The organism is Pseudarthrobacter sp. NIBRBAC000502772 (assembly GCF_006517235.1).
GTDB lineage: Bacteria > Actinomycetota > Actinomycetes > Actinomycetales > Micrococcaceae > Arthrobacter.
Map to the genome: position 1 here is coordinate 1,137,055 of NZ_CP041188.1, position 24,545 is coordinate 1,161,599.

A 24,545-nucleotide genomic window follows, 5' to 3' on the forward strand; every position below is an offset into this window, starting at 1 on the left:
GGCACGCATTAGCGGTAGTACTGCGCCAGGGTTTCGGCCTTGAACTCGAAGAAGGACCCGGCTTCGATGGCCAGCCGGGCATCGTCCACCATCTTCACCACAAAGCGCTCGTTGTGGATGGAGATCAGCGTGGCCGAGAGCATTTCCTTGGCCTTGAACAGATGGTGGATGTAGGCCCGCGAGTAGTTGGCGCAGGCGTAGCAGTCGCAGCCGTCCTGGAGCGGGCCGAAGTCGCGCTTGTACTTGGCACCGGAGAGGTTGAAGCGGCCAGCTGGCGTGTAGAACGCGGAGTTGCGGGCCACGCGGGTGGGGGAGACGCAGTCGAAGGTGTCCGCGCCGTTCTCGATGGCCGTGAAGATGTCGTCCGGTTCGGAGATGCCCAGCAGGTGCCGCGGCTTGTCCTCAGGCAGTTCCTCGTTGCACCAGCGCACAATCGTGCCCAGGTTTTCCTTCTCCAGCGCCCCGCCGATGCCGTAGCCGTCGAAGTCCATGGCGCCAAGGTCCCGGCAGGCCTTCCGGCGCAGGTCCTCGTACTGGGCACCCTGGATCACGCCAAAGAGGGCCTGGTACGGCTTCCCCACCCGCTCGGACGTCAGACGGAAATGCTCCTCCAGGCAGCGCAGGGCCCACAACCGCGTGCGCTCCAGCGATTCCTCCTGGTAGCCGCGGGAGTTCTGCAGCGTGGTCAGCTCGTCGAACGCGAACATGATGTCCGCGCCGATCTGGTGCTGGACCTGCATGGAAATTTCGGGGGAAAACCGGTGGCGGTCACCGTTGAGATGCGATTTGAACCAGACGCCGTCGTCGTCGATGTGGGCCAGGCGTTCCTTGCCCGGAGCCACGGCGTCGTCCGGCCCGGAGGTGTCGACCGACTTCATGTCGATGACCTTCTTGAACCCGGACCCCAGGCTCATCACCTGGAACCCGCCGGAGTCCGTGAACGTGGGCCCGGACCAGTTCATAAACGCGCCCAGCCCGCCGGCCTCGTCCAGGATGTCCGCCCCGGGCTGGAGGTACAGGTGGTAGGCGTTGGCCAGGAGCGCCTGCGCCCCGAGGTCCGCCATGGATTCCGGCAGGACGGACTTCACCGTGGCCTTGGTCCCGACGGCGATGAACGCCGGGGTGCGGATCTCACCATGGGGCGTGGTGATGGTCCCCGTGCGGCCCAGGAATTTTCCGCCGTTGGCAGCTGCCTGCGCGGCCGACGGCGCACAGCTGTCAGCAAGGCGGGTGCCAACGGTGAAGGCGAACTGCGACTGGTCGGCTGCAGCGGCGGAGCCGGCCGCCGCCGCCGAGGCTCCCGGTGCGACGGAGTCAGCCGGGACTGCCGAAACGGAGACGGATGGCGCGGGGGCGGGGTTGGCTGGCACGGTTCCAGTGTGCCAGCAAACGCCGCCGATCCCTCAGTGGGCCGCTTCCGATGTGGGGTAGTTCTCAGCCCGCCAACTGTCCCAGAGCGATCGGATCGACTCCAGTTTGTGGGCACCCAGATCGAACGTCGACGCGATCACCATGGCGCCACCGTGGGGCCTTACACCTTCAATGACGGGCTGGTCCGCCACGATCAGCAGGCCGTCCCCGTGCTCCGCGTAGCTGTGGACAGTGAGCCCTACCTGGTGGTTGCTGCGGAACCAGACCTTCCCGGTGATCTCCTCGCCTGTGGACAGCGTCAGCTTGTACGTCTCACCCGGCGCAGGCACGTCCGACAATCCCAGCTTTTCGATGGCGGAAGCCGGCTCGCCGGGAAATTCGAAGAACATCGTATGCCGCTTGCCGTGCGGGTGGTGTTCCAGCGCGAAGCGGAGTTGCTGCAGGAACGTCAGCCAGCCCTGGGTGATGTCCTCGTCCCAGGCCGCCCACTCAGAGTTGTGGTCCAGGGCTGCCCGCGTGACACTGACCAGCGTCCCCGCGGACACCGGTTTCAGGTCGAAAACGTCGCCGCCATTGGTGGTCAGGCTGGTGTGGTCCGGGGCTTCAACCACGTTGCTGCTGAAGTAGATCCCGTCAATCTCATCGGCCAGTTCGTCAGCCTCCCAGCCGTGCCACTGGGCAACTTTGGCCGGTTCACGCAGCATGGTCCAGACCTGCGGCGCATCAGCATTTATCACCACGCTCAGATTGTTCGTCATAGCCCGAATCTACAACGCGGGCGCAGCCCCGGGTAGGGGGCAATTCCCCCACCCCGACTGCTTAGGCCCGGACAGCCTCGAGTTCGTTGCTGATCCGGCGCTGGAGCTCGCCGACGCCGATCGTCTCAGACCCGCCGTGTGCGCGCAGGAACAGCAGGGATTCGAGGCGCAGCAGCCGCCACTCCCGCTCGGCCTCGTGGTTTGAGTTGTCGATCGAGCGGAAGATCTCTTTGTCGTACAGGTTGGGTTCGTTCAGCGAACGCTGGCGCACCTTGGCATTCATCCGCGCCTTGAACGGGTCCGTTTCCTGGGTTTCCGGCAAACGCAGCAGCTTTTCATAGACTTCGGCGCGCTCCTCCTGCCGCTCCTGGCGGCAGATGAAGCTGGACAACGCCAGCGACGCCTCCACGGACGCCCACCGGCCCGGGTTGCCGTCGAACGGGAGGACGTTGAGCAGGTCCGCCACGGTGAGCGCCCCGTCCGGATCCTTGAGCGTGATGAACAGCTCGTGGGCCAGGTCGCTGAGGTCCTTGAGGCAGCTGCCGGACTTGAAGTTGATGCCCTTGGCCAGCTTGTCCGCCAGCAGCAGCACGCCAACGGCGTCCGGGTGGGCTTCCGCGGCAGCCTCCACCACCGCTTCGGGTGTGCCCTGCGGCGCCGGAATCAGCGCCAGTTCTTCCGCGGACGGGCCGCTTATCGCGGGCGGGATGGCCGGCGGGGGAGGTACGACGACGGCAGGAGCCGCCGGGGCAACGTCCGGTTCGCCGGTGTGCTGGGGCTGTTCGGCAGGGGGTTGCGCCGCGACCGTAAGCTGCGTGACGGCGTCGGGTGTTGTGTCCTGAACGGGGGTGCCCCGAACGGTGGTGTCCGGAACCGTGATGACCCGGACTGTTGTGTCCAGGATCTTCACGGTGGAGCCGGCCGCGATGCGGAGGGTGCCGCCGCCGGTGAGGTTTGCCAGGACCACCGCGGGGGTCCCGAAATCATCCGGTTCAAACTCCACGTGCTGGATTTCGGCGGTGCGTTCACCGTCGGGGAGGAGGAGCTGATCGCCGGTGGTCAGAGATCCAGCCTGCTGTTCGCTGTAGTGCCTGGCGGCTGGGGTTTCGGTCATGGGAGTCCTTAAGTTCTCTTGCGGTCCGCCCTACAGTCTACAAAGCGGGGCGCCGGAAGTCGGGGACGCCGGGGAACCCGCGGGCGTCAGTGACCCACTCCCGCAAAGGCCAGCGCCTGGCGGACCAGGGCGCCGCGGCCGCCGCTGAATTCGAGCTGGACGTCGGGGCTTAGCACTTCCGCAGGGGTCATCCAGGTCAGTTCCAGGGCGTCCTGGCGGGGTTCGCATTCGCCGGTCACGGGGATGACATACGCCAAGGACACGGCGTGTTGGCGGTCGTCGGTGAAGCCGGTCTGGGACGGGGCCGGGAAGTATTCGGCCACCGTGAAGGGGACCGGGCTGATGGGGAGCTGCGGAAAGGCGAGCGGCCCCAGGTCCTTTTCCATATGGCGCAGGAGTGCGGCGCGGATGGTCTCGCGGTAGATCACGCGGCCAGACACCAGCGACCGGATCATGTTCCCGTCCTCGTCGGCCTGGAGCAGCGTGCCAACCTCGTTCACAAAACCCAGCGGATCCAGCCTCACCGGCACGGCCTCCACGTAGATCATGGGGAGCCTCCCGCGGGCCTCAAAGAGGTCTTCTTCGGAGAGCCAGCCGGGATTGGGGTCAGGAGTGCGAACGTTCATGGTTAAGTTCTACCCCATCGGGCGGCCTCGGACCGCTGAGGGGTGAGCTATCAGCGTAAAGCGGCGCCCAAAGCGCCCCAAAGCGCCGGAATCTCACCCCTCGGGCCGCTCATCCGCAGAGCCAGCCCGGGCACCCCGGTCCGGAATGAAGCGGATCACGGCGCGGCGCGGCGCTGCGAGATCCAGAGGGTGGGCGGGACATGCGGGGCGGTTGTGGCTGCGGCTGTGTCGGCGGTACCTGCGCTGCCTTCGGCGTCGGGGTTGGCCACGTGCAGGGTCCGGCCGAAGGCTTCTTCGGTTTCGCTGACGTCCAGCCCGGCGGCGGTGAGCCGGTCCCGCAAGGCGCCCAGATCGCCGTCGTACTCAAATCCCAGGCCGGACCGCGGTGGCCCGGATGCCGGCCGCACCATCAGCACCCCGCCGTTCTTGGCGGTGAAGTCGGCGGTTTCGTCGGCGTCCGGGACGGGGCGGAACCTGGCGCCGATGTCCTGCAGGGTCACGGCGGCGGCGCCGGGATCCTCCGTAAACCAGACCCCGACGACGGTCAGCGCCGGATCAGCGTCCGCCGCGTTCGTCTCCCGGGCGCCTTTGTCCGCCAGGAAGCTGAAGCCGTCCCGGCCGGTGATGCGGCACGACTCGCCGTGGTCGGCGGCGATGAGCTCGGCGACCGTGTTCCCGGATTCCTCCGCGGCCAGGGCGGTGCGCCGGGCGAATTCCGCCAGATCGCCCACCTCCACGCCCAAGGCAGTGGTGCCGTCGTCCGTGGCGCCGGTGTCGGCCACATGCAGGGCCAGCCGGCCGGAACCGGCGTCGAACTCCCGCCACGGGCCGTCATCGACGGTCTTGGCCAGGCCCAGGGCAGTCAGGAGCTGTTCCCAACTGTCCGGCAGGGAGGTGAAATGGACGGGTCTGACACGCAGCATGGGTTCCTCCTCGAAACCAGGACAGGTCGGCTACCGCCATCATGCCACTTCCAGCAGAAGGCGGGCAGAATAGGGCCATGGCCATTGAACTCGAGGAACTGCTGGTAGCGGATGCGGCGGAGTGGCGGCTGTGGCTGGAAAAGCACCACGCCACCAGCCCCGGCGTGTGGCTGGTGCTGCATAAGAAGGGTGGCAACACCACGGAACTGGACTACGACGCTGCACTGGATGAGGCGCTGTGCTTCGGGTGGATCGATGGCCAGGTGATTAAGCGCGACGCCGACAGCTACAGCCAGCGCATGACCCGCCGCACCCTCAAGAGTCCGTGGTCAGCCCGGAATGTTGGGCATGTTGCCCGGCTTGAAGCCGCGGGAAAAATGACCGACGCCGGCCGCGCCGCCGTCGACGCCGCCAAGGCGGACGGGCGCTGGGAGATCGCCTATTCCGGGCAGGCATCGGCCGAAGTCCCGCCGGATCTGGCCGCCGCCATCGCTGCCGTCCCCGAGGCCCAGGCCATGTTCGACGTCCTCACCTCCGTGAACCGGTATGCCCTGATTTACCGGACGAATTCCGTGAAGCAGGCGTCCACGCGGGAACGGAAAATCTCCGGCTTTGTGGAAATGCTGGCCCGGGGCGAGGCACCGTATCCGCAGAAGAAGAAGCCCCCCGGAGGATAGTAGCGGCGGATTTCGACGGGCTCAATCACAAGCGGGGTCCAGCGGGAAGGCGACGGCTTCGCCCACCACCCGCAGGCAGAGTTCCATTCCCGGCCGGGCAATGGAGGCGTTCCAGTGCCGGATGGTGATGACTTCGCCGCCGCCGGGGTAGCGGTGGTCGGCGCGGTCGGCCAGTTCGGGTGGCACAGAGAGTTTGAGGCGCACGGTGGTTTCCGGGCCGAAGTAGTCGGTGTCCACCACCACGCCGCGGATGGGGCCATCCTCGGCAATGCGGATCTGCTCAGGACGCAGCATCAGCTGCACCCGGCCCTGGGCCGGCGGGCGGCGGACAGGAACTTCGCCCAGCGAGCACGTGGCAAGCGAGCCTTCCATCCAGGCGTCCAGGATGACGGCGTCGCCCAGGAATTCCGCGGTGGCGCGGTCGGCGGGGCGGGTATAAACCACAAACGGGTTGCCGATCTGGGCCAGCTTGCCGCCGCGCATCACGGCCACCTGGTCCGCGAAGGACAGGGCCTCGGCCTGGTCGTGGGTGACCAGGACGGTGGTGACGCCGGCTTTGTTGAGGACCTTGGCCACGGCCCGCCGGGTTGCCATGCGCAGGCCGGCGTCCAGGGCTGAAAAGGGCTCGTCCAGCAGCATCAGTTCGGGTTCGCGGGCTAGTGCACGGGCCAGGGCCACACGCTGCTGTTGCCCGCCGGAGAGCTGGTGCGGCCGCCGCTTGGCCATGGAGGCGTCCAGGGAGACCATGTCCAGCAGTTCGCTGATGCGGCCCGCGGCCCCGCGGCGGCCACCCGCGAGCTTGGCCGTGTCCAGGCCGAACGCGATGTTCTGGCCCACCGTCAGGTGCGGGAAAAGCGCCCCGTCCTGAGCCACGTACCCCACCTGGCGCTTGTGCGCAGGCAACCACACGCCGTCGCCCGCAACTTTGGTGCCGTTGAGTGAGATGCTGCCGGTGGCGGGGTGTTCAAAGCCGGCGATCAGCCGCAGGAGGGTGGTTTTTCCCGAGCCGGAGGGTCCCACGATGGCGGTGGTCCCGCCCTTGGCCACGGATAGGTTGACGCCTTTGAGGACGGCCTGGGAACCGAAGTTCTTGGTGACGTCGGTGATCTGCAGATGGCTGTTGGTGGTGGGTGCCACCGACGGCGCGATCCGCGGTTCCGGAAGCCTGGCGGGGGATTGTTCGGTCACTGTCCGGCCACTTTCTTGGACTGCTGGAAGAGAAGGTAGGTCATGGGCGCCGAGAGCAGGATCATCAGCAGGGCATACGGGGCTGCGCCGGCGTAGTCGATTTCGCTGCTCTTGCTCCAGAACGCGCTGGCCAGGGTTCTGGTCCCGTTGGGGGAGAGCAGCAGCGTGGCGGTCAGTTCGGTCACGACGGCGAGGAACACCAGCGCTGCGCCGCCGGCGGCCGCGGGAGCCGTGAGGCGCAACGTGATCTTCAGGAAGGCATTGAACGGAGACCTGCCCAGGGCGCGGGCCGCTTCGTCCAGTTCCTTGGGGGCTTGTGCCAGCCCGGCGCGGATGTTCACCAACGCGCGCGGAATGAACAGCAGCACGTATGCGGCTACCAGCAGCCCGGTGGTCTGGTAGATGTCCGGGGCAACGTTGATGGCCACGGTGACGAAGGCCAGACCCACCACGATGCCGGGCATGGAACTGGTGACGTAGTTGGAGAGCTCCAGGGACTTGCTGAACCACCCTGGATGCCGGACGGCCAGATACGCCATGGGGAAGGCGACGACGGTCGCGGCCACTGCGCCGGCAAGGCCCAGCCCCAGGGTCTGCAGCAGTGCGGGGACAAACTCGTCCACGTCCCAGATCTCGACGCCGCCGGCCACGATCCAGCGGATCACAAACCACAGCGGCAGGCCGAACGCCAGGCCAGTGAGCGCCATCAGTCCCAGCTGGGCGGGAACCTGGTAGCGGTGTAGGGGGAGCCGCAGGGGCTTGGACTGGGCGCCGGAGCCGATCCGCGCGTAGCGGGCCGTGCCGCGGCTGCGGACCTCCAACACCAGGAGTATCAGGCAGAAGAACACCAGGACGCTGGCCAGCATGTTTCCGGCCGTGCCGTTGAACGTGGAAGCGTACTGCTGCATGATCGCCGTCGTAAACGTCTCAAAGCGGATCATCGCGAAGGCGCCGTACTCGGCCAGCAGGTGCAGGCCCACCAGCAGGCCACCGCCGGTGACGGCGATGCGCAGCTGGGGCAGCACCACGCGGAAGAAGACCTGCCAGGGGCCCAGGCCCAGGGACGCCGCCGACTGCTCGATGGCCGGATCCAGCCGGCTGAGCGTGGCAGCGGCCGGAATATAGACCAGCGGGAAGTAGGACAGAGTGGCGATCAGCGCGCCTGACCAGACGCCTTCCAGGGAAGGGATGGCGGACACCCAGGCGTAGCTGTTCACAAACGCGGGAATGGCCAGCGGCGCCGCCAGGAGCACGGCCCACCACTTGTGGCCCCGCAGCTTGGTGCGTTCCACCAGCCACGCGCCGCCCACGCCCGCCACCAGGGTTGCGGGCACCACGATGAGCATCAGCAGGAGGGTGTTGACCAGCAGTTCGCCCACCCGGGGGCGGAAGATCAGCTTAATGCTGGTATCCCAGCCAGTGACCGCCGTCATGTAGATGACATAGCCCAGCGGGATGAGGGCGAACAGGGCCAGCAGTGTGGCCAGGAGCGCAACCGCCAATGGCGGGCGAGGGCTGTTGCCCTTGCCCGCCATCGCCGCTTTGGCCGTTAGTTCTGGGGTTGAAACCAAAAGCTAGAGCAGACCGGCCTTGGTCATCAGCTCCGTGACCTTCTTGGAGTTCAGTTTGGAGGAGTCAACTGTCGGTGCCTGAAGTTCGGCCAGCGGCACCAACTTGTCGTTGGATGCCACGCCGGCGCCGACGGTGTACTCGAAGTCCTTGCCCGTCTGCAGCTGCTCCTGGCCCTTCTTGCCCGTGATGAAGGCGAGGAACGCGTCGGCAGCGGCCTTGTTCTTGGAGGACTTCAGCACGCCACCGCCTGATATGGAGACAAACGCGCCCGGATCCTGGTTCTTGAAGTAGTGGCTGGCCACGTTCTTGGAGTTCTCGCCGGTCTTGGCCTGGTCACCGAAGTAGTAGTAGTGGTAAATAACGCCACCTTCGATTTCACCGGCGTTGACAGCCTTCATGACCGCACCGTTGCCCTGGTAGCCCTTGAAGTTTTCCTTCATGGCCGTGAGCCACTTCTCGGTTTCGGCCTCGCCCTTGAGTTCAAGGTAGGCGGATACGATCGCCTGGAAGTCGGCGCCGGACGGCGATGCGCCCCAGCGGCCCTTCCACTCCGGACCGGCCAGGTCAGAGAGGGACTTGGGCAGCTTATCTTCGGTGAGCTTTTCCTTGTTGTACACGAACACGGTGGAGCGGGCTGCGACGCCGGTCCACTTATTGGTGGACGGGCGGTACTCGGCCGGAACCTGCTTCTTGACCTCGTCGGTGAGATCGGCGAACAGGCCTGCGTTTTCCACCTGGGTCATGGCGGGGGAGTTCTCGGTGATGAAGACGTCAGCCGGGGACTTGTCGCCCTCCTGGATGATCTGGTTGGACATCTCGGTGTCCTTGCCCTGGCGCAGGGTCACCTTGATGCCGGTCTCCTTGGTGAACTCTTCCACCCAGGCCTTGGTCATGGATTCGTGCTGTGCGTTGTAGACCGTGATCTCGCCGGACACCTTGGCGTCTGCAGAGGCGGAACCGGTGGCTGCCGGGGTGCCGCCGCAGGCGGTCAGTCCCAAGGCTGCGGTGGCGGCGAGTGCGATGCCGGCCAGAGCGCTGTTGCGGATCTTCATTGAGTGCTACTTTCTGGGGAAAAGTGTGTGGACCGACGGTCCTGGTGAGCTGGGGATAAGGGGTGGCTCACCCGAGAAACTGTAGGTTAGCCAAACCTAAGACACCAAGCGGCACGGCCCTTAAGTGATCAGGATCACATGCATTACGGAACTGTTGCGTGCCCTAATTCATTCATCGCTTCTGTGGATGGCCGCTGCAGCCTCCAGCGCCATCCAGGCCTGCAGCTGGGTGGAAAGTTCGACGGCGGCACCTGGCGGGTAGGTTGTGTCCGCCGGTTGTGCCGCGTGGATGGAGAACAGGACGTTCCCAGCCGTGGCTGATGCCGCTCCGCGGCCGGCCTGCCGGCGGCCCGCCCAGAAGGCTTCGGCAGTAGCTGTCACGAGCTCCTTCGCGGTGTTCCGGGCGGACTCCGGGAGCCGGGCATCGACGGCCGCGAGTGCCAGGTACCGGCAGAGAATCCCGGTGAAGAGTCCGCCGTCGCCCGTTCCATCGCAGCGGAGGATGCGCTGCCCCGGTACGGTGAGCCGCTTTGCGACCGCGGCCACCAGTGCCGCGGCCCTGGCGAGGTTGGCGTCGCCGCCGAGCTCCAGCAAGGCTCCCAGTACGGGGCCTTGGTTGTAGGTGTAGAGGGTGTTCTCCACCAGCACTTCGCCGGCCGGGCTGAGCCGCGCCCCGTCAACATAGAGGCCCCGGGCATCATCAAAGAGCACGGCATTGAGCCAGTCCACCAACCGCTGCGCCTTGGCTCGCTGGCCTGTCCGGGCGTAGTAGAGCGCCACGGGGGCGGTGGCCGGGGTGTTCTTGAAGTCGCGCTTTTTGCTCCAGAAGGTCCCGCCGCCCAGGTCATCGGTGGAGGCGGAATCGAACTGCAGGGTGAGGGTCTTCTGGACCCTGGCGTTGCGGCGGCGTCCGGGTTTGCGCGTCTCCTCGGCCAGGCTTTGCAGGCGGTGCGTCGCCAGTGCCAGCCAGGCCATGTCGTCGTAGTAGTTGTTGACGAAGGTGAAGGCGTTGCGCAGCCGGATGCCCGTGACCAGCCAGGACGCGAGCCTGCCGGCACTGGGGTGGTCCGGGCCGTTGAACCTTGCGGCGGGGGTGGCTCCGTTGCCCAGTTCGCGGCGCCCGGCATCCACCAGGCAGTCCACGTAGTGCGCCTGCCACCAGTAGTGCCAGGGGTGGAGGAGGTTCTTCAGGTGTTTTGACGGCCATTGCACGGCGGCCAGGTGGGTTCCCGGCAGGAACAGCAGCCGCCGGCCGAAGAGTCCGGTGACGGAGCGGGCCGCCACGTTGGCCCGGTCCTGCCAGTGGGCAGGTTCGGCATCCGGCATGGTCATCCGTTCAGCCTAGTGGGTGCGGCCCACAGGATTTTCAGTTAACATGCACTAACTAATGTTCCGCGCCGGTCTTATGGTGTTGGGGCCGCATCAAGGAGGATGTATGGACGTCTTGGGTACTGTCGCGCTGATTACGGGTGGGGCTTCCGGGCTCGGCGCTGCCACAGCGAAGCGCCTGTTCGACGCCGGCGCCTCGGTGGTGCTGATCGACCTGCCGTCCTCTGCCGGTGCAGCCTACGCCGCCGAGCTCAACGCCTCAGCGCTGAACGTGGCAGCGCTGAACGCCGCCGGCGGTTCGGGGGCACAAGCGGCCTTTGTCCCCGCGGACGTCACCAATGAGGCTGAGGTGCAGGCCGCCGTCGACACTGCCGTGGCGCTGGGGCCGCTGCGCATTGTTGTGAACTGCGCCGGCGTCGCCACGCCGGGCAAGGTCCTGGGCAGGGACGGCGTCCTTCCGCTGGACACGTTCAACCGCGTCATCCAGGTCAACCTCATCGGGACGTTCAACGTGCTGCGCCTGGCCGCCGCGGCCATGGTATCCACCGAACCGATCAGTACTGAGCTCGGCGGCCCCGAACGCGGCGTCATCATCAACACCGCCTCCGTGGCAGCTTTCGACGGGCAGATCGGCCAGCCCGCCTACGCCGCTTCCAAGGGCGCCGTCGCCGCCATGACGCTGCCGCTGGCCCGTGAGCTGGCCCGCTCCCTGGTGCGGGTGGTGACCATCGCCCCGGGCATCTTCGAAACACCCATGATGGCAACGCTCCCGCAGGACGCGCAGGATTCGCTGGGCCGGCAGGTCCCGCATCCGTCGCGCCTTGGCCGGCCCGCCGAATACGCCAGTCTGGTGGCCCACATTGTGGAAAATGCGATGATCAACGGCGAAACCATCCGGCTCGACGGTGCCATCCGAATGGGGCCGAAATGAGCCTGCCGGGCACGTCCGAGCCCTCCGCCACTGAGCCCTCGGCCACGGCGCCCTCGATCGACGAGCTGCCCACCGCCGATTTTTTCGCGTTCGAGTCACTCCTCAGTTCGAAGGAGCGGGCCAAGCTGGCCGAGCTGCGGGAGTTTCTGGCCACGGAGATCGCCCCCTACGCGTCGGACTGGTGGAACAAGGCGGAGTTCCCGGCGCACATCCTGCCCAAGCTCGCCGCGCTGGAGCTGAGCACACCGGCGCAGCGCGGCTACAGCAACCTGTTCGCCGGACTGGTCATCGCAGAGATGACGCGCGTGGATACCTCGATCGCAACATTTTTCCTGGTCCACCACGACCTTTTTGTGGAGTCGCTCTACGGTTTCGGTTCGGCCGGCCAGAAAGAGCGGCTGCTGGCGGACGCCTCAAGCCTGCGCATCACGGGCGCCTTCGCGCTCACCGAACCCGGCCACGGTTCCGACGTCGCCGGCGGGATGGAAACGAGTGCCCGGCGCATCTCCAGCGCAACGGGAGAGCCCGACGACGACGGCGACGCGTGGGTGCTCAACGGCGCCAAACGCTGGATCGGGAACGGGACGTTCTGCGACTACATGCTCGTGTGGGCCAAGGACGAGGCCGTGGCTGCCAACGGGCAGGGCGCGGTCCGAGGGTTCATCGTTGATGCTTCCTTGCCGGGCGTGAGCCGGAGCCGGATCGAGAACAAGATTGCGCTCCGGACCGTGCAGAACGCGGACATCGTGCTTAAGGATGTCCAGGTCGCCGAGGCCGACCGATTCGCCGGCATCAGCAGTTTCGAGGACACCAACCAGCTCCTGCGCGGTTCGCGGATCATGGTGGGGTGGCAGGCGGTGGGGCAGCAGCTGGCGGCGTTCGACGTCGCCCGGCAGTACGCCGTCGAACGCCACCAGTTCGGCCGGCCGCTGGCGAAATTCCAGCTCATCCAGCAGCAGCTGGTCACCATGCTGGGCAACGCCGTAGCCAGCATGGCCATGATGGCGCGTATTGCCCAATTGCAGGACGACGGCGTGGCGGACATGCCGCAGGTGGCCCTCGCCAAGTCCTACACCAGCGCCCGGATGCGCGAGACAGTGGCGCTGGGCCGGTCCCTCCTGGGCGGCAACGGCATCGTGACCGACTACCGGATGGCCAAAATCTTCGCCGACGCCGAGGCCATCTACACCTACGAGGGCTCGTTCGAAATCAACACGCTCATTGTGGGCCGGGCGGTCACCGGCGTCTCAGCGATCGTCTAGGCAGCGAGACCAGGATTTCGACAGGCTCAATCACCGGGCGGGTCGGATTTCGACAGGCTCAATCACCGGGCACGGCGCTCAATCAGCGAGGAGAGGCTGCTTTTCGCCGGCCTCGATTCTCGCATCGAGGCTGTTGTTCTTCACGGGCATGGGGCAGGTGCCGAACGGGGTGAAGGCGCTGGGGTAGTTGATGGCGCGGTTGAAGTCCAGGACCACCGTGGCCTTTCCGGCCGCGTCAATGCGTGGCCGGGGCGTGGATACCTTCCGCCACTCATCCGTTGATTCGCCGTTGGTCCCGTCATGGAACGTGATGGTCAGCGCGCCCAGTTTTTCCTCCTCGGCGTGCAGCCGGTACTCATGGTCGATCCCCGGCAGCCGGAAAACCAGTTCGCCCACCGAATAATGGACGCCGTCCACCAGCGGATTGGCCGTTCCGATCGGGACGGCCACCGGTTCCGGGTACGCCTCGTAGGCTGCTTTAATCACGAGGTCCGGGTTGTAGTCGAAGGTGGGAACGCCGTCGAACTCCGTCAGCACCGGCGAGCCGGAATCGCGGGTTCGGATGGCGTACCGGTCTGCGCGCATGGCGAGTTCCACCACTACCTGCTGCCCGTCCGCGCCGCCGAACTGCACCCACATCAGGGATTCCTCGTTGGCGAGGGAGGCGGTAATGGTCCCGTCAACAGGCTCGCCGGTTTCCACCAGCGTCAGGCCGTCGTGCGCCGCAGCGGTGAGTGTCGCCGTCGTGCCGTCCGTTGACCAGAGGCCGGGGGCGAGTTCGACGCCGGCGGGCCGGGATTCCAGCCACTGGAAGGAGGTGAGCGTCAGCCAGCCGTGGCGGGTGGCGAGGGCCTTGTTCCGGTTCGTGCGGAAACGCTGCCAGCGTTCCAGCTGCGCGGTTGCGGTGGTGTCCATGGTTCCTCCAAAAGGGGTTCTGATTCCCCGGCTAGGACGTCAGGGTTTACAACCCGGCGCGGACGCTGTCCATTCCACCACGGACCGCCACGGACCGCCGCGGAGCCACGGACCTCGCGCCGCGTTGCTGCCGCCGCCCTTGTCTTGCCGGCGGCGGAGAGTAACGTCGAAGGCGACGGAACCTCGTTTCCGGACTCCCACGGCTGACCTTGGAGGAACCATGAAAATCGCGGTCCTGGGCACGGGTTTCGCAGGCCGGACCCTCGCAGGCGCGCTGTCCGCGCTGGGACACGACGTGGTGGTGGGCACCCGCGACCCGGGGGAGACTCTCGCCCGCAGCGCGCCGGACGCCATGGGCACCCCGCCCTTCAGCGAATGGCACGCGGCGAACCAGCACATAGCCCTGGAAACATTCGCGGAGGCAGCAGCCGCGGCGGAACTAATAGTCAATGCAACAAACGGAGCGGGCGCACTCAGTGCCCTCAGTGCCGCGCGTTCGGCCAACCTGTCGGGGAAAGTGGTGGTGGACGTTTCCAACCCGCTCGACTTCTCCCAGGGCATGCCCCCGGTGCTGAACCCGGTCAACACGGACAGCAACGCCGAACGGATCCAGCACGCCTTCCCGGAGGCGCGGGTGGTCAAAACCCTGAACACCATGAACGCAGGGCTGATGGTTGACCCCGGACGGCTGGGCGGCGGGGACCACTCGGTGTTTGTCTCCGGCGACGACGCCGATGCCAAGAGCACCGTGACGGCGCTCCTCCGGGAGCTGGGCCACCGCGATATTATTGACCTCGGAGACATCACCACCGCCCGGGGAGCGGAGATGATGCTCCCGGTGTGGCTGCGCCTCTGGTCGGTGCTGGGGACCCCGGATTTCAATTTCAAGATCGTCCGCTGAAGTCCGGCGCGGCAGGGGCGGAGACCTGCGCAATATCTGAGACGGATTCCGCCTTCGCCATCCCGTGCAGGTAGCATCGATAGCTAGTAACGTGGCTCACAGTATCCAGCGCAGTGTACGAGCCAAGTCCGAACCCTCGAAAGACAGTTTCCATGGCTAACACTGCAATGAACTCCTCAACCGACCTCGCCTCTGAACTGAGGGCCGACGTCCGGCGCGTCTCCACGCTGCTGGGTGAATCCCTGGTGCGCCAGCACGGCCCCGAACTCCTTGCTCTTGTGGAGCAGGTCCGCCTCCTTACCAAGGAGTCCAAGGAAGCCGCCCGCGGCGGTGCCGATGCCACCGGCCCATGGAGTGCGCACGACGTCGTCGAGCAGGTCCGTGAACTGCTCGGCTCCCTGCCGATCGAGCAGGCCACCGACCTGGTGCGTGCGTTCGCGTTCTACTTCCACCTTGCCAACGCGGCCGAGCAGGTCCATCGGGTCCGCGGCCTGCGGACCCGGCAGGAGAAGGACGGGTGGCTGGCCAAGGCCGTCACCGAAATCGCCGCCAAGGCGGGGCCCGAAGTCCTGCAGGAAGTGGTCAACGGGCTGGACGTCCGCCCCATCTTCACGGCCCACCCCACCGAGGCGTCGCGCCGTTCCGTGCTGGACAAGATCCGAAAGCTCTCTGATGTCCTGGCCGAGCCCACGAAGGAAGGCACCTCCGCGCGCCGCCGGCAGGACCGCCAGCTTTCGGAGGTCATCGACCAGATGTGGCAGACCGACGAACTGCGCCAGGTCCGCCCCACCCCGGTGGACGAGGCCCGCAACGCGATCTATTACCTCGGCGGCATCCTGACCGACGCCATGCCCGAGATGCTCTCGGATTTCTCGGAACTGCTCGGTGAGCACGGGGTCAGCCTTTCGTCCCAGGACGCACCCATCCGGTTTGGGTCCTGGATCGGCGGCGACCGGGACGGCAATCCCAACGTCACGGCGGCGGTCACCCGGGAAATCCTGCAGATCCAGAACCAGCACGCCGTCCGCATCAGCATCGCGATGATGGACGAGCTGATCTCCATCCTGTCCAACTCCACCGCCTTGTCCGGCGCGGACCAGACCCTGCTGGACTCCATCGACGCGGACCTGAAGAAGCTGCCGGGCCTGGACCGGCGCGTCCTGGAACTCAACGCCCAGGAGCCCTACCGCCTCAAGCTCACCTGCATCAAAGCCAAGCTCATCAACACGGGCAAGCGGGTTGCCGCGGACTCCACGCACGAGCACGGCCGTGACTACAGTTCCACCGAGGAACTCCTCAACGACCTCGAACTGCTGGAGCTGTCCCTCCGCAACCACTCGGCGTCGCTCGCTGCCGACGGCGCCCTGGCCCGTGTCCGCCGCGCCGTCGCGTCCTTCGGCCTGCACCTGGCCACCCTGGACATCCGCGAGCACGCCGACCACCACCACGACGCCGTCGGCCAGCTGATGGACCGGCTGGGCGGCCCCGGCATCCGCTATGCCGAACTGAGCCGTGAGGAACGCTTCGAGGTGCTCGGCTCCGAGCTCGCCTCACGCCGGCCGCTGTCCGGCCACCCGATTAAGCTCGACGGCGTCGCTGACGGCACGTACGACGTCTTCCGTGAGATCCGCCGTGCCCTGCGCACGTACGGTCCGGACGTCATCGAGACCTACATCATTTCCATGACCCGCGGCGCGGACGACGTCCTGGCCGCGGCCGTGCTGGCCCGCGAGGCAGGCCTGATCAACCTGTTCGGCGACGCCCCCTACGCCAAGATCGGGTTCGCGCCGCTTCTGGAGACCGTGGAGGAGCTGCGTGCCTCGGCGGAGATCGTGGACCAGCTGCTGTCCGTTCCGTCCTACCGCGACCTGGTCCGGCTGCGCGGCGACGTCCAGGAAATCATGCTGGGCTACTCGGACTCCAACAAGGAATCCGGCGTGATGACCAGCCAGTGGGAGATCCACAAGACCCAGCGCAACCTGCGCGACGTTGCGGCCAAGCATGGCGTCCGTGTCCGGTTGTTCCACGGCCGCGGCGGCTCCGTGGGCCGCGGCGGCGGACCCACCTACGACGCCATCATGGCCCAGCCCAACGGCGTGCTGGAAGGCGAGATCAAGTTCACTGAACAGGGCGAGGTCATCTCGGACAAGTACTCGCTGCCGGAGTTGGCCCGGGAAAACCTGGAGCTGTCACTCGCGGCAGTGCTCCAGGGCTCGGCCCTGCACCGGGATCCGCGCACGTCGGACGACCAGCGCGAACGGTACGGGCACGTCATGGAAATCATCTCCGACGGCGCCTTCGACCGGTACCGGAACCTGATCGACCATCCTGACCTGCCCGCGTACTTCCTGGCCTCCACTCCGGTGGAGCAGCTGGGCTCGCTGAACATCGGCTCCCGCCCGTCCAAACGCCCGGACTCCGGGGCGGGGCTTGGCGGCCTGCGTGCCATCCCGTGGGTGTTCGGCTGGACCCAGTCCCGGCAGATCGTCCCGGGCTGGTTCGGTGTGGGCTCGGGCCTGAAGGCTGCCCGCGAGGCCGGAAACTCCGCGCAGCTCGTGGAGATGATGGAGAACTGGCACTTCTTCCGGTCCGTTGTTTCCAACGTGGAGATGACGCTGGCCAAGACGGACATGGACATCGCCGGGTACTACGTGGCCACCCTGGTTCCCGAGGACCTGCACCACATTTTCCGGGCCATCCGTGAAGAGTACGAACTCACGGTCACCGAGATCCAGAACCTGACTGGCGAGAACGTGCTCCTGGACGCGCAGCCGACGCTCAAGCGGTCGCTGGAGATCCGGGACCAGTACCTGGACCCCATCAGTTACCTGCAGGTGGAGTTGCTTCGCCGCGTGCGGGCTGCCCAGAACGCCGAAGGCGGGAGCATCAGCGGCGCCGAGATCGACGAACGGCTCCAGCGGGCCATGCTGATCACCGTCAACGGGGTGGCGGCCGGCCTGCGCAACACGGGATAGGATCCATGTTGCACAGCCAGCAGCCCGCTGACCTCGCCGAACGGATCGCTCTTACGGTTCGGGGCAGTAAACATTCGGGTTGTAGGTTGCCAGGACGCCGTCCGGATTACCTTGCCACAGGTATGCATGGAGGTCGTAGTGGATCGGCATGCCGGGAGCGTGCCCGAGCATCGGTCCGTCGAATGCCTTGCCGAACATGCTCGGCCGGTCTGTGTCGGTCGCCAGGTCCTGGTCGGCGTCGACCTTAAACCACTCCGCTGCGACCAGTCTGAGCTGGCCCGTTTTGTTCGCTGCATACGTCAGTGCGTCCGGGACCAATGGATCCATCTGACCGAACTGACTGAAGTTGACGTAGTGAAAGCCCATGCCTGGAACGCACTCACCCACGGGCTGGTAGCCCGCGGCAATGGCCGCACTAACGTTGTGATATTGGGTTGTGGCCTGTCGCACTTCGGCCAGGTCATTCCGGCTGTCGGCGGAAGCGACGCCGATCCCTAACATTGATGCCAACATGCCTGCCGATACCGCCGCAATCACTCGCATTGTGGTCCGTCTCATGTTCGGTCTTCTTTCTTGATGATTGTCAGGTGTGACTATGAGACCGCGGCCACATCCTAGTCCTGTCCCGCGCGGAAAACCATGGTGGTGCGGTTCCTGACAGACCTCGGCAGCTGCTTGAGGTTCTTTGCCTGCCGCTGGCGCTGTCCCGCTATCCCACTACAGGGAAGGGACCAGGAACACCCCGTATTAGGGTTGACGCATGCCTTCGTTCCAGACCCGCCTGAAAATCACCGGACTGAAGCCTGGCAACCCGCCGGAAGCCGTGATGGCCGCCGCGGTCGAGGCATTGGAGACCCGTCACCATGTGGAATCCAACCAGATCGAACTTGCCGCCGGCGTCCCCCAACTGAACCTCCGCTTCCTCGTGGAGGCGACCGAATACAGCGGTGAGAACCAGCAGGCGCGCGAATCGGCAGCGATGATGCGCGACGCCGTCGAACGCGTTGCGCTCACCGGCTCACTGACGGTGCTCCGCCGCAACCGCGGGCGCTGGGCGCCCGTTTGAACGGGTGGTCGAGCTGGGCCCACGACCGCAGGGTTCCCTGTCCGAGCTTGCGAGGATTAGGGAGCGGTTGGGGAGCGAGACCTGATTTCGAGGCTCAATCACCGGCCGCATGCTCACTCGCCGGGGGCAGGCTCGTCCACCGGTGAGCGAGTGCCGCGCCGGCGGGTGACAATGATGCCGACGGCGGCGCCGATCACCAGGCCCAGCACCACGCCTATCAGCGAACTCGCCCAGAACGGCAGCTTGGTTGCCGATCCCGTGAAGTAGCCCAAGCCCACCAGCCAGCTGGCCCAGAGGACCGCGCCGAGGCCGGCGCACAGGCTGAAACCCCGGGCCGAAACGTCGGCAATGCCCGAAGCCGCCGACGTCGCCAGCCGCCCGCCGGGGATGAAGCGGGCGCCGATGATGGCTCCGTAGGTGGAGGAGCGGCCGGCCCTGGCGATGGCCGCATGGATGCCGTGGTGGACTTTCCGGCCCCAGCGCCAGCGGTCCAGGACGTGGCTGAGCCGGCGCTTGAAGAGCTGGAATACCACCATATCGCCGGCCCAGGAGGCTACCGCGGACAGTGCCCCCACCAGGAAGACGTTGGCCCGGCCGTCGGCCGAGAGGGCGCCGCCGGTAATCACCACCATCTCTGAGGGGATGGGCGGGAAGATGGCATCGCCGAGGACCACAGGGATGATCCAGAAGTAGATCGCCGCCCCCCAGCTGTCGGCGTTGCCAAAGTCCATGGCCACAAAGTACCGCATTTTTGCGCGGCAGCACGGCCTGAGCCGGCCGGCGGCACGGACTTGCCGGGCGTTGGGTTCAGTAAGTGCTTCAGTACCCGCTGCCGATGTTCCGACGGCGTGGACCTGGGGCTCCGCCGGGAACTTCCCTGGGGACGTGGCTGAGGTGCCCGGCCGCGAGGAAATACCAGTACGGCCAGGCGACCCACGCTGTGGCGCCAAAGGCTATTCCCGCCCCGCCGATGCCCCAGCGGATCCAGGCCGGCGCCTGTTCCACCGCGGTCAGCGCCGCCAGGGGCAACGCCACCACCAAGGCGCCGCCAATGAACTGTCCCAGCTTCGCGAGATCCCGGGGGTAGCTGCCCCTCTTGAGCAGTGCCCGGTGGGCCAGCAGGAACCAGCCGGCCTGGACCACCATGGCCCCCACCGAGATGCCAGTGGACACCGTGAAATCGAGCTTCTTCGCGACCAGGAGGAAGGAGCTCGCTGATCCTGCGCCGCTGGCCCCGATCACCAGCCATTTGGCGGCCTCGGAGCCGGGTGTGCGGCGCAGGCGCCGGTGAACCTGGACAATCACCGGAATGATCACCAACTGGAAGACGCCGCCGGTGGCATCGTTGATGGTGCCGAAGACGTAGGGTCCGTTCTTTGGCACTTCGATGGCGTACATGGCGCCCAGTGTTGCCACGCCTACGACGCCCAGGCCGGCGGCCGCGTAGGCGAACTTGGCAGCCGTGCGGTCTCCGGGGATTTCGATGAGGGTATCCATGATGATTCCTCGATCAGTGCAGATGCTTGATCAGTGCGGATGGAACGCGGACACAAGCTCGCTCAGCTGGCTTGAGGGCAGGACGCCGAGTTCGCCCTCCAGGCGGCTGGCAAACATGGTGTAGGCGCGGACCGCGGCGGCCCGGTTCCCGGCGGCCAGATGGGCCTGGACCAGCAGCAGATGGGCCGATTCCCTCAGCGGTTCGATGCTTGCCGCAGACAACGCCGCGATGACAGCTCCGCCGGGTTCGCCAGCCGCCAGATGCTGCCGTGCCATGAGCTCCAGCGCGCTGAGGCGCAACTGCCGCAGCCGCTCCTGTTCGAAGACCACCCAGTCGTCGTACCAGCCGGGAAGCAGGTCAGCGCGGCTCAAGTCGTCCAGATAGCTGTCAGGAATCCGGGCTTCAGGCTGCGACTGCAGGGTGGCGACGTGGTGCTGCAATGCCGTGACATCGACCCTGACCCCCTCGTGAAGCTCCAGAGTGTCCGGGCCGGTCCGGAGAAGGTGCGGGAAGGCGTGGGAGATGCACCAGACGGTGGTGCGCAGGTTCCCGGCTGCCTGCGTTTCGCTGCTTTTGGGCCACAGCAGGCCGGCCAGGAAACTCCGGTGCCTGCAGCCCAGGAGTCCCACACAGGCGATGAGCCGCTGTTCCCGGCTGGCCACCGTCACGGTATTGCTGCCGCGGCGCAACCGCCAGGCCCCCAGCAGGCTTAAATGCCAATCCTGTGCGAGAGCCACCGTCATGCCTATCCCCTTCAAGCGACCGGACAACACGCGATACCCCAGATAACCATCGTGGCACTGGGGCGCATCAAGTCAAGCCAATTTAGAAAGAGGGGGTTTTTGGGGTGATATACCGGGAATAGGTCCACATGCCCGTCAATCCACATGGCGCCGGTTGTCATTCAAGATGGGTTTGCTGGAATCAGCCCAGCCGATTAGGGAACTTCGGGTTATGCGCTGGCAGTGCTTTCTGAGGCTTTCAGCACATCCAGCCAGCGCTGCACAGCCATAATGATTTCTTCTTCATCGCCGGCCGTCTCCACAATTTCCTGGTCCTGGCCCGGATGGCTGGAGATCAGGCGCGCCCTTACGCGGTGGTTCTGGGCAGGCTCCGCCCACGCGCGGATGACCATGGTGCCTTCAATGTCCGCCATGAATCGGCGCCTGCTTTCCTTGTCTGCAATTTCCGTCGTCCAGGAACATTACCGTCCAGTATGACCATCCTAGGCAAAGATTATTCGGCGCCCAAGTCAAGACTGCCACCATATTAGTTTCATGAAACAACGGAAAAATAACAGCCCAGTAACGAAGCCGCAACGGGACGACGCGTTGACTGATCGAGGGACGTCGAAAGGGGGTGATTGACATGATGAAGGAACTTACCGTTCACGAACTGGAAAGCCAGAAGGTGGAGCTGTTGCCTTCGCGGGAGACCCTGTTTCTGGACACAAACTGGGCGGGTGTTTACGCAAGCAACTCGTCTGTGGCCCTGAACGCTGCCTCGTTCTTTGCGGTAGCACACAGCACTGCGCTTCAGAACATCGCCGTAGTCCAGGGTTAAGTCCGTCTATCATCCGATATCTGGACCCTGGGATTGCCCGGGGGAGAGAGGTGAGGTGCTATGACGGCATCAACCGCGCTATTACCGGTGGATCTCGACGCCGAGGTTGCAGAACTGCTTCCAATGAGGGAAACGCTGTTCTTCAACATCAACGTTGCTCCCGTGATCGCCGTGAACCTGTCGTTCGCCATCAATGCGGCCTCGATCGGTTCAATCGCGAACTCGGCCGCCTGGCAGGAAGTGATCGTCCTGCAGCAGTAGGTCCGCAGGATCAACAGGAAACCCGGAGGGCATGCTTCAGCATCGGAGCATGCCCGCCGTTCTTAGTGGCTCAACCTAGGTGGGGACCGTGACCACAGCACCCGAAGCCGACTTTGTCCGGCATTGGTCGCCGTCACCCGGGCTTGTTTTCCTGGGACCGGTTGAGGGGTCTGGCCTGAAGGGCCGCAGCTACCTGCTGCAGCGCGGAGACGGGCAGATTGTCCAGCTGTCGGAGCTTCTCCAGCTGGTCATGGCCACCGTCTCGCCGGAGAAATCCGCTGATGAGCTGGCGCGCGATATCAGCGACGCCTACGGCCGCGAACTCAGTGTGAGCGGACTCCTTCACCTCATCGACACCAGGCTGGCGCCGATGGGCCTCGTTCACGACGCCGGTAAGGACGCCGCTGATGCCGTGACCCCGCCAAGGGCGGACCCGTTATTGGCCCTGCGGCTGCGGGGAACCCTGCTGCCGGAAAAGGCGGTCAACACGCTGGCCCTGATCCTGGCCCCGCTGTATTGGAATCCGGTGGTGGCCACCGTCCTGGTGGCGCTGGCCGCCGTCGACATCCTGGTCTTCGCCAAGGGTGACCTCCTGGCTTCCCTGGAGCAGGTACTTCTCACGCCGGCGCTGCTCCTTGGCATCTTCGCGATGCTGACGGCGGGAGCCGTGATCCACGAACTTGGGCATGCCACTGCGTGCCGGTACGGTGGCGCCAGGCCCGGAGTGATCGGCGTCGGCGTTTATCTGGTCTTCCCGGCATTCTTCACCAACGTCACCGACTCCTACCGATTGGGCCGGGCGGGCAGGATCCGTACGGACCTTGGCGGGCTGTACTTCAACTGCCTGTGCCTGATCGGCCTGGGCGGCGCCTACCTTTTGACAGGGCAGGGCTTTTTCCTGCTGGCGGCGGCACTGATGCATTTCGAGATGATCCAGCAGCTGGTGCCGACGCTGCGCTTCGACGGCTACTTCGTCCTGGCCGACATCGCCGGTGTCCCCGACTTGTTCAACCGCATCCGCGCGGTTCTGCTCAGCCTCATTCCCGGACGCGCGGTGGATCCGCGGGTTGCCGAGCTCCGGACGTTCGCGCGCCGCATCGTCACCATCTGGGTAGTCACGGTGGTGCCGCTCCTGTGCCTGGCGCTTGGCTGGATGTTGCTGAACCTCCCCATGATCGTCGGGCAGACCGCTGACGCCATCCGGCAGCACACGGGGCTCGCCAGCGAGGCCATCGCCGCCGGCGACCCGGCGGCCGCTGCGCTCTCCATCCTGTCCATCCTGATGCTGTCGCTGCCGGTGATCGGCCTGGCCATTTTGCTGTACCGGCTGCTGCTGGTCCTCCTCGACCTGCTTGGCCGCCTCGGCAGGCGCCTGTGGCGAATGACGGCGGAGCCGGAAGCTGTGGTGCCACGGCACCTCCGGGCAGTGAAGCCGCAGGCGGGGAAGCCATTACAGATGGGGCAGCCACTACAGAAAGGAAGGCCCGCCATGGCTATCGCAGTCCCTCCCGCGGCCGTGCCCGACGAGGTCCCCCCGGCGCCATTGCGTGCTCCCGCCCATTTTGAAGCCCGCGCGGCCCTCCCGGCTGGAGCCATTCCCGACGACGTTCCCACCCTCCAGGACTTCCTCGCCGACAGGCCCACCCAGCCCGCCCCGCTCGCCGAATTGGGCTGGCAGGGCGCCGTCCGGCGGCTCAGCCGCAATTCCCTGAGCCTCGGTCCCGGCAGGCGGGAACTCGCCCACCTGGACGCCGTCGAAGAGGTCCAGCGGCGCCTGGACGGCCCCCGGACCGTCGTCGTGGTTAACCCCAAGGGCGGCGCCCACAAGACCACGGCAACCCTGCTTCTGGCCGCGACGCTGGGCATCCAGCGCGGCGGGTACACGCTTGCCTGGGACAACAATGAAACGCGCGGAACCATGGGGTGGCGGGCGCCTCTGGCCGGGCACGCCGGCACTGCTGTTGACCTGATGAGGGAAGTGGACCGCTTCGAAGATCCCGTCCTTGGCCGGATCGGGGACCTGGACCGCTTTGTGCGCTACCAGGGGTCGGCGCAGTTTGACGTGCTGGCCTCGGACGAGGACGCGGCCGGGGCCGCCACCATCGGCAGCCGTGAATTCGACCGGCTGCACACGGCGCTGCGCCGCTTCTACCGGATCATCATGGTGGACACCGGCAACAACATGCGGTCCTCGAACTGGGAAGCCGCTGTGGCGGCGGCGGATGAGCTCGTCATTGTTTCCACGGTCCGCGAAGACACGGTGGCCAGTGCGGTCTGGCTCGTGGATGGGCTGCGTGAACGCGGCTACCAGGACAAAGTCAGCAACGCCGTAACCCTGCTGGCCGCGCCGTCACTGCGCACCGATCTGCAGCTTCATGACCGGACCCGGACCCACTTCGAGACGCTGACAAGGGAAGTCCTCGACGTTCCCTATGACAAGTCCCTCGTCTCCGGCGGGCCGCTCAACTACCAGGCGCTGATGCCCGCCACCCGCGAGGCCTGGTTGCGTGCCTCGGCTGCGGTGATGCGGGGCCTATGAGCCGCACCCCGTAAGTGGGAAACT

The 24,545-nt window shown here is 66.0% G+C and carries 24 protein-coding genes; 9 read left to right on the top strand and 15 right to left on the bottom strand.

Annotation, left to right across the window (positions count from 1 at the left end):
* Nucleotides 1-8 precede the first annotated feature (8 nt).
* From tgt to NIBR502772_RS05380, 5 genes are all read right to left on the bottom strand, one after another.
* Nucleotides 9-1,370, bottom strand: coding sequence for a tRNA guanosine(34) transglycosylase Tgt (gene tgt, locus NIBR502772_RS05360; RefSeq protein WP_141139374.1), 1,362 nt, complete (start codon nucleotides 1,368-1,370; stop codon nucleotides 9-11).
* A gap of 33 nt (nucleotides 1,371-1,403) precedes the next feature.
* Entirely contained in the window at nucleotides 1,404-2,129 is a 726-nt protein-coding gene (locus NIBR502772_RS05365) for an SRPBCC domain-containing protein (protein ID WP_141139375.1), read from the bottom strand.
* A 61-nt stretch (nucleotides 2,130-2,190) separates the two neighbouring features.
* Nucleotides 2,191-3,243: a DUF6707 family protein gene (locus NIBR502772_RS05370; protein WP_141139376.1), complete on the bottom strand. Its 1,053-nt coding sequence runs from the start codon at nucleotides 3,241-3,243 to the stop codon at nucleotides 2,191-2,193.
* Nucleotides 3,244-3,329: 86 nt separating this feature from the next.
* Nucleotides 3,330-3,869, bottom strand: coding sequence for an NUDIX hydrolase family protein (locus NIBR502772_RS05375; protein WP_056349560.1), 540 nt, complete (start codon nucleotides 3,867-3,869; stop codon nucleotides 3,330-3,332).
* Nucleotides 3,870-4,024: 155 nt separating this feature from the next.
* The gene (locus NIBR502772_RS05380) at nucleotides 4,025-4,792 is read right to left on the bottom strand and encodes a VOC family protein (protein WP_246848703.1); all 768 of its coding nucleotides are present in this window, start codon (nucleotides 4,790-4,792) and stop codon (nucleotides 4,025-4,027) included.
* A 77-nt stretch (nucleotides 4,793-4,869) separates the two neighbouring features.
* Here NIBR502772_RS05380 and NIBR502772_RS05385 point away from each other — a divergent pair, with 77 nt between their 5' ends.
* Complete coding sequence (locus NIBR502772_RS05385; RefSeq protein WP_141139377.1) at nucleotides 4,870-5,469, top strand: YdeI family protein; 600 nt, start codon at nucleotides 4,870-4,872, stop codon at nucleotides 5,467-5,469.
* A 21-nt stretch (nucleotides 5,470-5,490) separates the two neighbouring features.
* Here the strand turns inward: NIBR502772_RS05385 and NIBR502772_RS05390 are convergent, their stop codons facing one another.
* The 4 genes from NIBR502772_RS05390 to NIBR502772_RS05405 all read right to left on the bottom strand — a co-directional run bounded on the left by NIBR502772_RS05390 (nucleotide 5,491) and on the right by NIBR502772_RS05405 (nucleotide 10,613).
* On the bottom strand, nucleotides 5,491-6,657 hold the full coding sequence (locus tag NIBR502772_RS05390; RefSeq protein ID WP_210412391.1) for an ABC transporter ATP-binding protein: 1,167 nt from the start codon (nucleotides 6,655-6,657) through the stop codon (nucleotides 5,491-5,493).
* Entirely contained in the window at nucleotides 6,654-8,192 is a 1,539-nt protein-coding gene (locus tag NIBR502772_RS05395; protein ID WP_104062708.1) for an iron ABC transporter permease, read from the bottom strand. The genes NIBR502772_RS05390 and NIBR502772_RS05395 overlap by 4 nt, the downstream gene beginning before the upstream one ends.
* A gap of 39 nt (nucleotides 8,193-8,231) precedes the next feature.
* Nucleotides 8,232-9,281 carry an iron ABC transporter substrate-binding protein gene (locus tag NIBR502772_RS05400; RefSeq protein ID WP_141139378.1) on the bottom strand — a complete coding sequence of 350 codons (1,050 nt, stop codon included), beginning with the start codon at nucleotides 9,279-9,281 and terminating at the stop codon, nucleotides 8,232-8,234.
* 168 nt (nucleotides 9,282-9,449) lie between these two features.
* Nucleotides 9,450-10,613: a glycoside hydrolase family 76 protein gene (locus NIBR502772_RS05405; RefSeq protein WP_141139379.1), complete on the bottom strand. Its 1,164-nt coding sequence runs from the start codon at nucleotides 10,611-10,613 to the stop codon at nucleotides 9,450-9,452.
* Nucleotides 10,614-10,716: 103 nt separating this feature from the next.
* Between NIBR502772_RS05405 and NIBR502772_RS05410 the strand changes: the two genes are divergently transcribed.
* Nucleotides 10,717-11,541 carry an SDR family NAD(P)-dependent oxidoreductase gene (locus tag NIBR502772_RS05410; protein WP_141139380.1) on the top strand — a complete coding sequence of 275 codons (825 nt, stop codon included), beginning with the start codon at nucleotides 10,717-10,719 and terminating at the stop codon, nucleotides 11,539-11,541.
* Nucleotides 11,538-12,803: an acyl-CoA dehydrogenase family protein gene (locus NIBR502772_RS05415; protein ID WP_141139381.1), complete on the top strand. Its 1,266-nt coding sequence runs from the start codon at nucleotides 11,538-11,540 to the stop codon at nucleotides 12,801-12,803. Before NIBR502772_RS05410 ends, NIBR502772_RS05415 begins: the two co-directional genes overlap by 4 nt.
* A 78-nt stretch (nucleotides 12,804-12,881) precedes the next feature.
* Here the strand turns inward: NIBR502772_RS05415 and NIBR502772_RS05420 are convergent, their stop codons facing one another.
* Complete coding sequence (locus tag NIBR502772_RS05420; protein ID WP_141139382.1) at nucleotides 12,882-13,718, bottom strand: DUF1684 domain-containing protein; 837 nt, start codon at nucleotides 13,716-13,718, stop codon at nucleotides 12,882-12,884.
* A gap of 220 nt (nucleotides 13,719-13,938) precedes the next feature.
* Between NIBR502772_RS05420 and NIBR502772_RS05425 the strand changes: the two genes are divergently transcribed.
* Both NIBR502772_RS05425 and ppc read left to right on the top strand, forming a co-directional pair.
* A complete protein-coding gene (locus NIBR502772_RS05425; protein WP_141139383.1) occupies nucleotides 13,939-14,619 on the top strand; it encodes an NADPH-dependent F420 reductase in 681 nt (226 codons plus the stop codon).
* A gap of 152 nt (nucleotides 14,620-14,771) precedes the next feature.
* Nucleotides 14,772-17,594 carry a phosphoenolpyruvate carboxylase gene (ppc, locus tag NIBR502772_RS05430; protein WP_141139384.1) on the top strand — a complete coding sequence of 941 codons (2,823 nt, stop codon included), beginning with the start codon at nucleotides 14,772-14,774 and terminating at the stop codon, nucleotides 17,592-17,594.
* 51 nt (nucleotides 17,595-17,645) lie between these two features.
* Here the strand turns inward: ppc and NIBR502772_RS05435 are convergent, their stop codons facing one another.
* Nucleotides 17,646-18,152, bottom strand: a complete 507-nt coding sequence (locus NIBR502772_RS05435) for a hypothetical protein (protein ID WP_141139385.1) — start codon at nucleotides 18,150-18,152, stop codon at nucleotides 17,646-17,648.
* Nucleotides 18,153-18,354: 202 nt separating this feature from the next.
* On the opposite strand from NIBR502772_RS05435, the gene NIBR502772_RS05440 reads away from it, so the two are divergent.
* Nucleotides 18,355-18,660 carry a hypothetical protein gene (locus tag NIBR502772_RS05440; RefSeq protein ID WP_058930109.1) on the top strand — a complete coding sequence of 102 codons (306 nt, stop codon included), beginning with the start codon at nucleotides 18,355-18,357 and terminating at the stop codon, nucleotides 18,658-18,660.
* A 113-nt stretch (nucleotides 18,661-18,773) separates the two neighbouring features.
* Here the strand turns inward: NIBR502772_RS05440 and NIBR502772_RS05445 are convergent, their stop codons facing one another.
* The 4 genes from NIBR502772_RS05445 to NIBR502772_RS05460 all read right to left on the bottom strand — a co-directional run bounded on the left by NIBR502772_RS05445 (nucleotide 18,774) and on the right by NIBR502772_RS05460 (nucleotide 21,314).
* Nucleotides 18,774-19,391 carry a DedA family protein gene (locus tag NIBR502772_RS05445; protein WP_141139386.1) on the bottom strand — a complete coding sequence of 206 codons (618 nt, stop codon included), beginning with the start codon at nucleotides 19,389-19,391 and terminating at the stop codon, nucleotides 18,774-18,776.
* A gap of 88 nt (nucleotides 19,392-19,479) precedes the next feature.
* Entirely contained in the window at nucleotides 19,480-20,157 is a 678-nt protein-coding gene (locus tag NIBR502772_RS05450; protein WP_141139387.1) for a hypothetical protein, read from the bottom strand.
* A 30-nt stretch (nucleotides 20,158-20,187) separates the two neighbouring features.
* Nucleotides 20,188-20,901, bottom strand: coding sequence for a BTAD domain-containing putative transcriptional regulator (locus tag NIBR502772_RS05455; RefSeq protein ID WP_141139388.1), 714 nt, complete (start codon nucleotides 20,899-20,901; stop codon nucleotides 20,188-20,190).
* A gap of 209 nt (nucleotides 20,902-21,110) precedes the next feature.
* The gene (locus NIBR502772_RS05460; protein ID WP_141139389.1) at nucleotides 21,111-21,314 is read right to left on the bottom strand and encodes a hypothetical protein; all 204 of its coding nucleotides are present in this window, start codon (nucleotides 21,312-21,314) and stop codon (nucleotides 21,111-21,113) included.
* Nucleotides 21,315-21,526: 212 nt separating this feature from the next.
* Here NIBR502772_RS05460 and NIBR502772_RS05465 point away from each other — a divergent pair, with 212 nt between their 5' ends.
* The 3 genes from NIBR502772_RS05465 to NIBR502772_RS05475 all read left to right on the top strand — a co-directional run bounded on the left by NIBR502772_RS05465 (nucleotide 21,527) and on the right by NIBR502772_RS05475 (nucleotide 24,521).
* The gene (locus NIBR502772_RS05465) at nucleotides 21,527-21,721 is read left to right on the top strand and encodes a hypothetical protein (RefSeq protein ID WP_205630648.1); all 195 of its coding nucleotides are present in this window, start codon (nucleotides 21,527-21,529) and stop codon (nucleotides 21,719-21,721) included.
* Nucleotides 21,722-21,781: 60 nt separating this feature from the next.
* Nucleotides 21,782-21,982, top strand: coding sequence for a hypothetical protein (locus NIBR502772_RS05470; RefSeq protein ID WP_141139390.1), 201 nt, complete (start codon nucleotides 21,782-21,784; stop codon nucleotides 21,980-21,982).
* A gap of 88 nt (nucleotides 21,983-22,070) precedes the next feature.
* The gene (locus NIBR502772_RS05475) at nucleotides 22,071-24,521 is read left to right on the top strand and encodes a hypothetical protein (protein WP_141139391.1); all 2,451 of its coding nucleotides are present in this window, start codon (nucleotides 22,071-22,073) and stop codon (nucleotides 24,519-24,521) included.
* Nucleotides 24,522-24,545 lie beyond the last annotated feature (24 nt).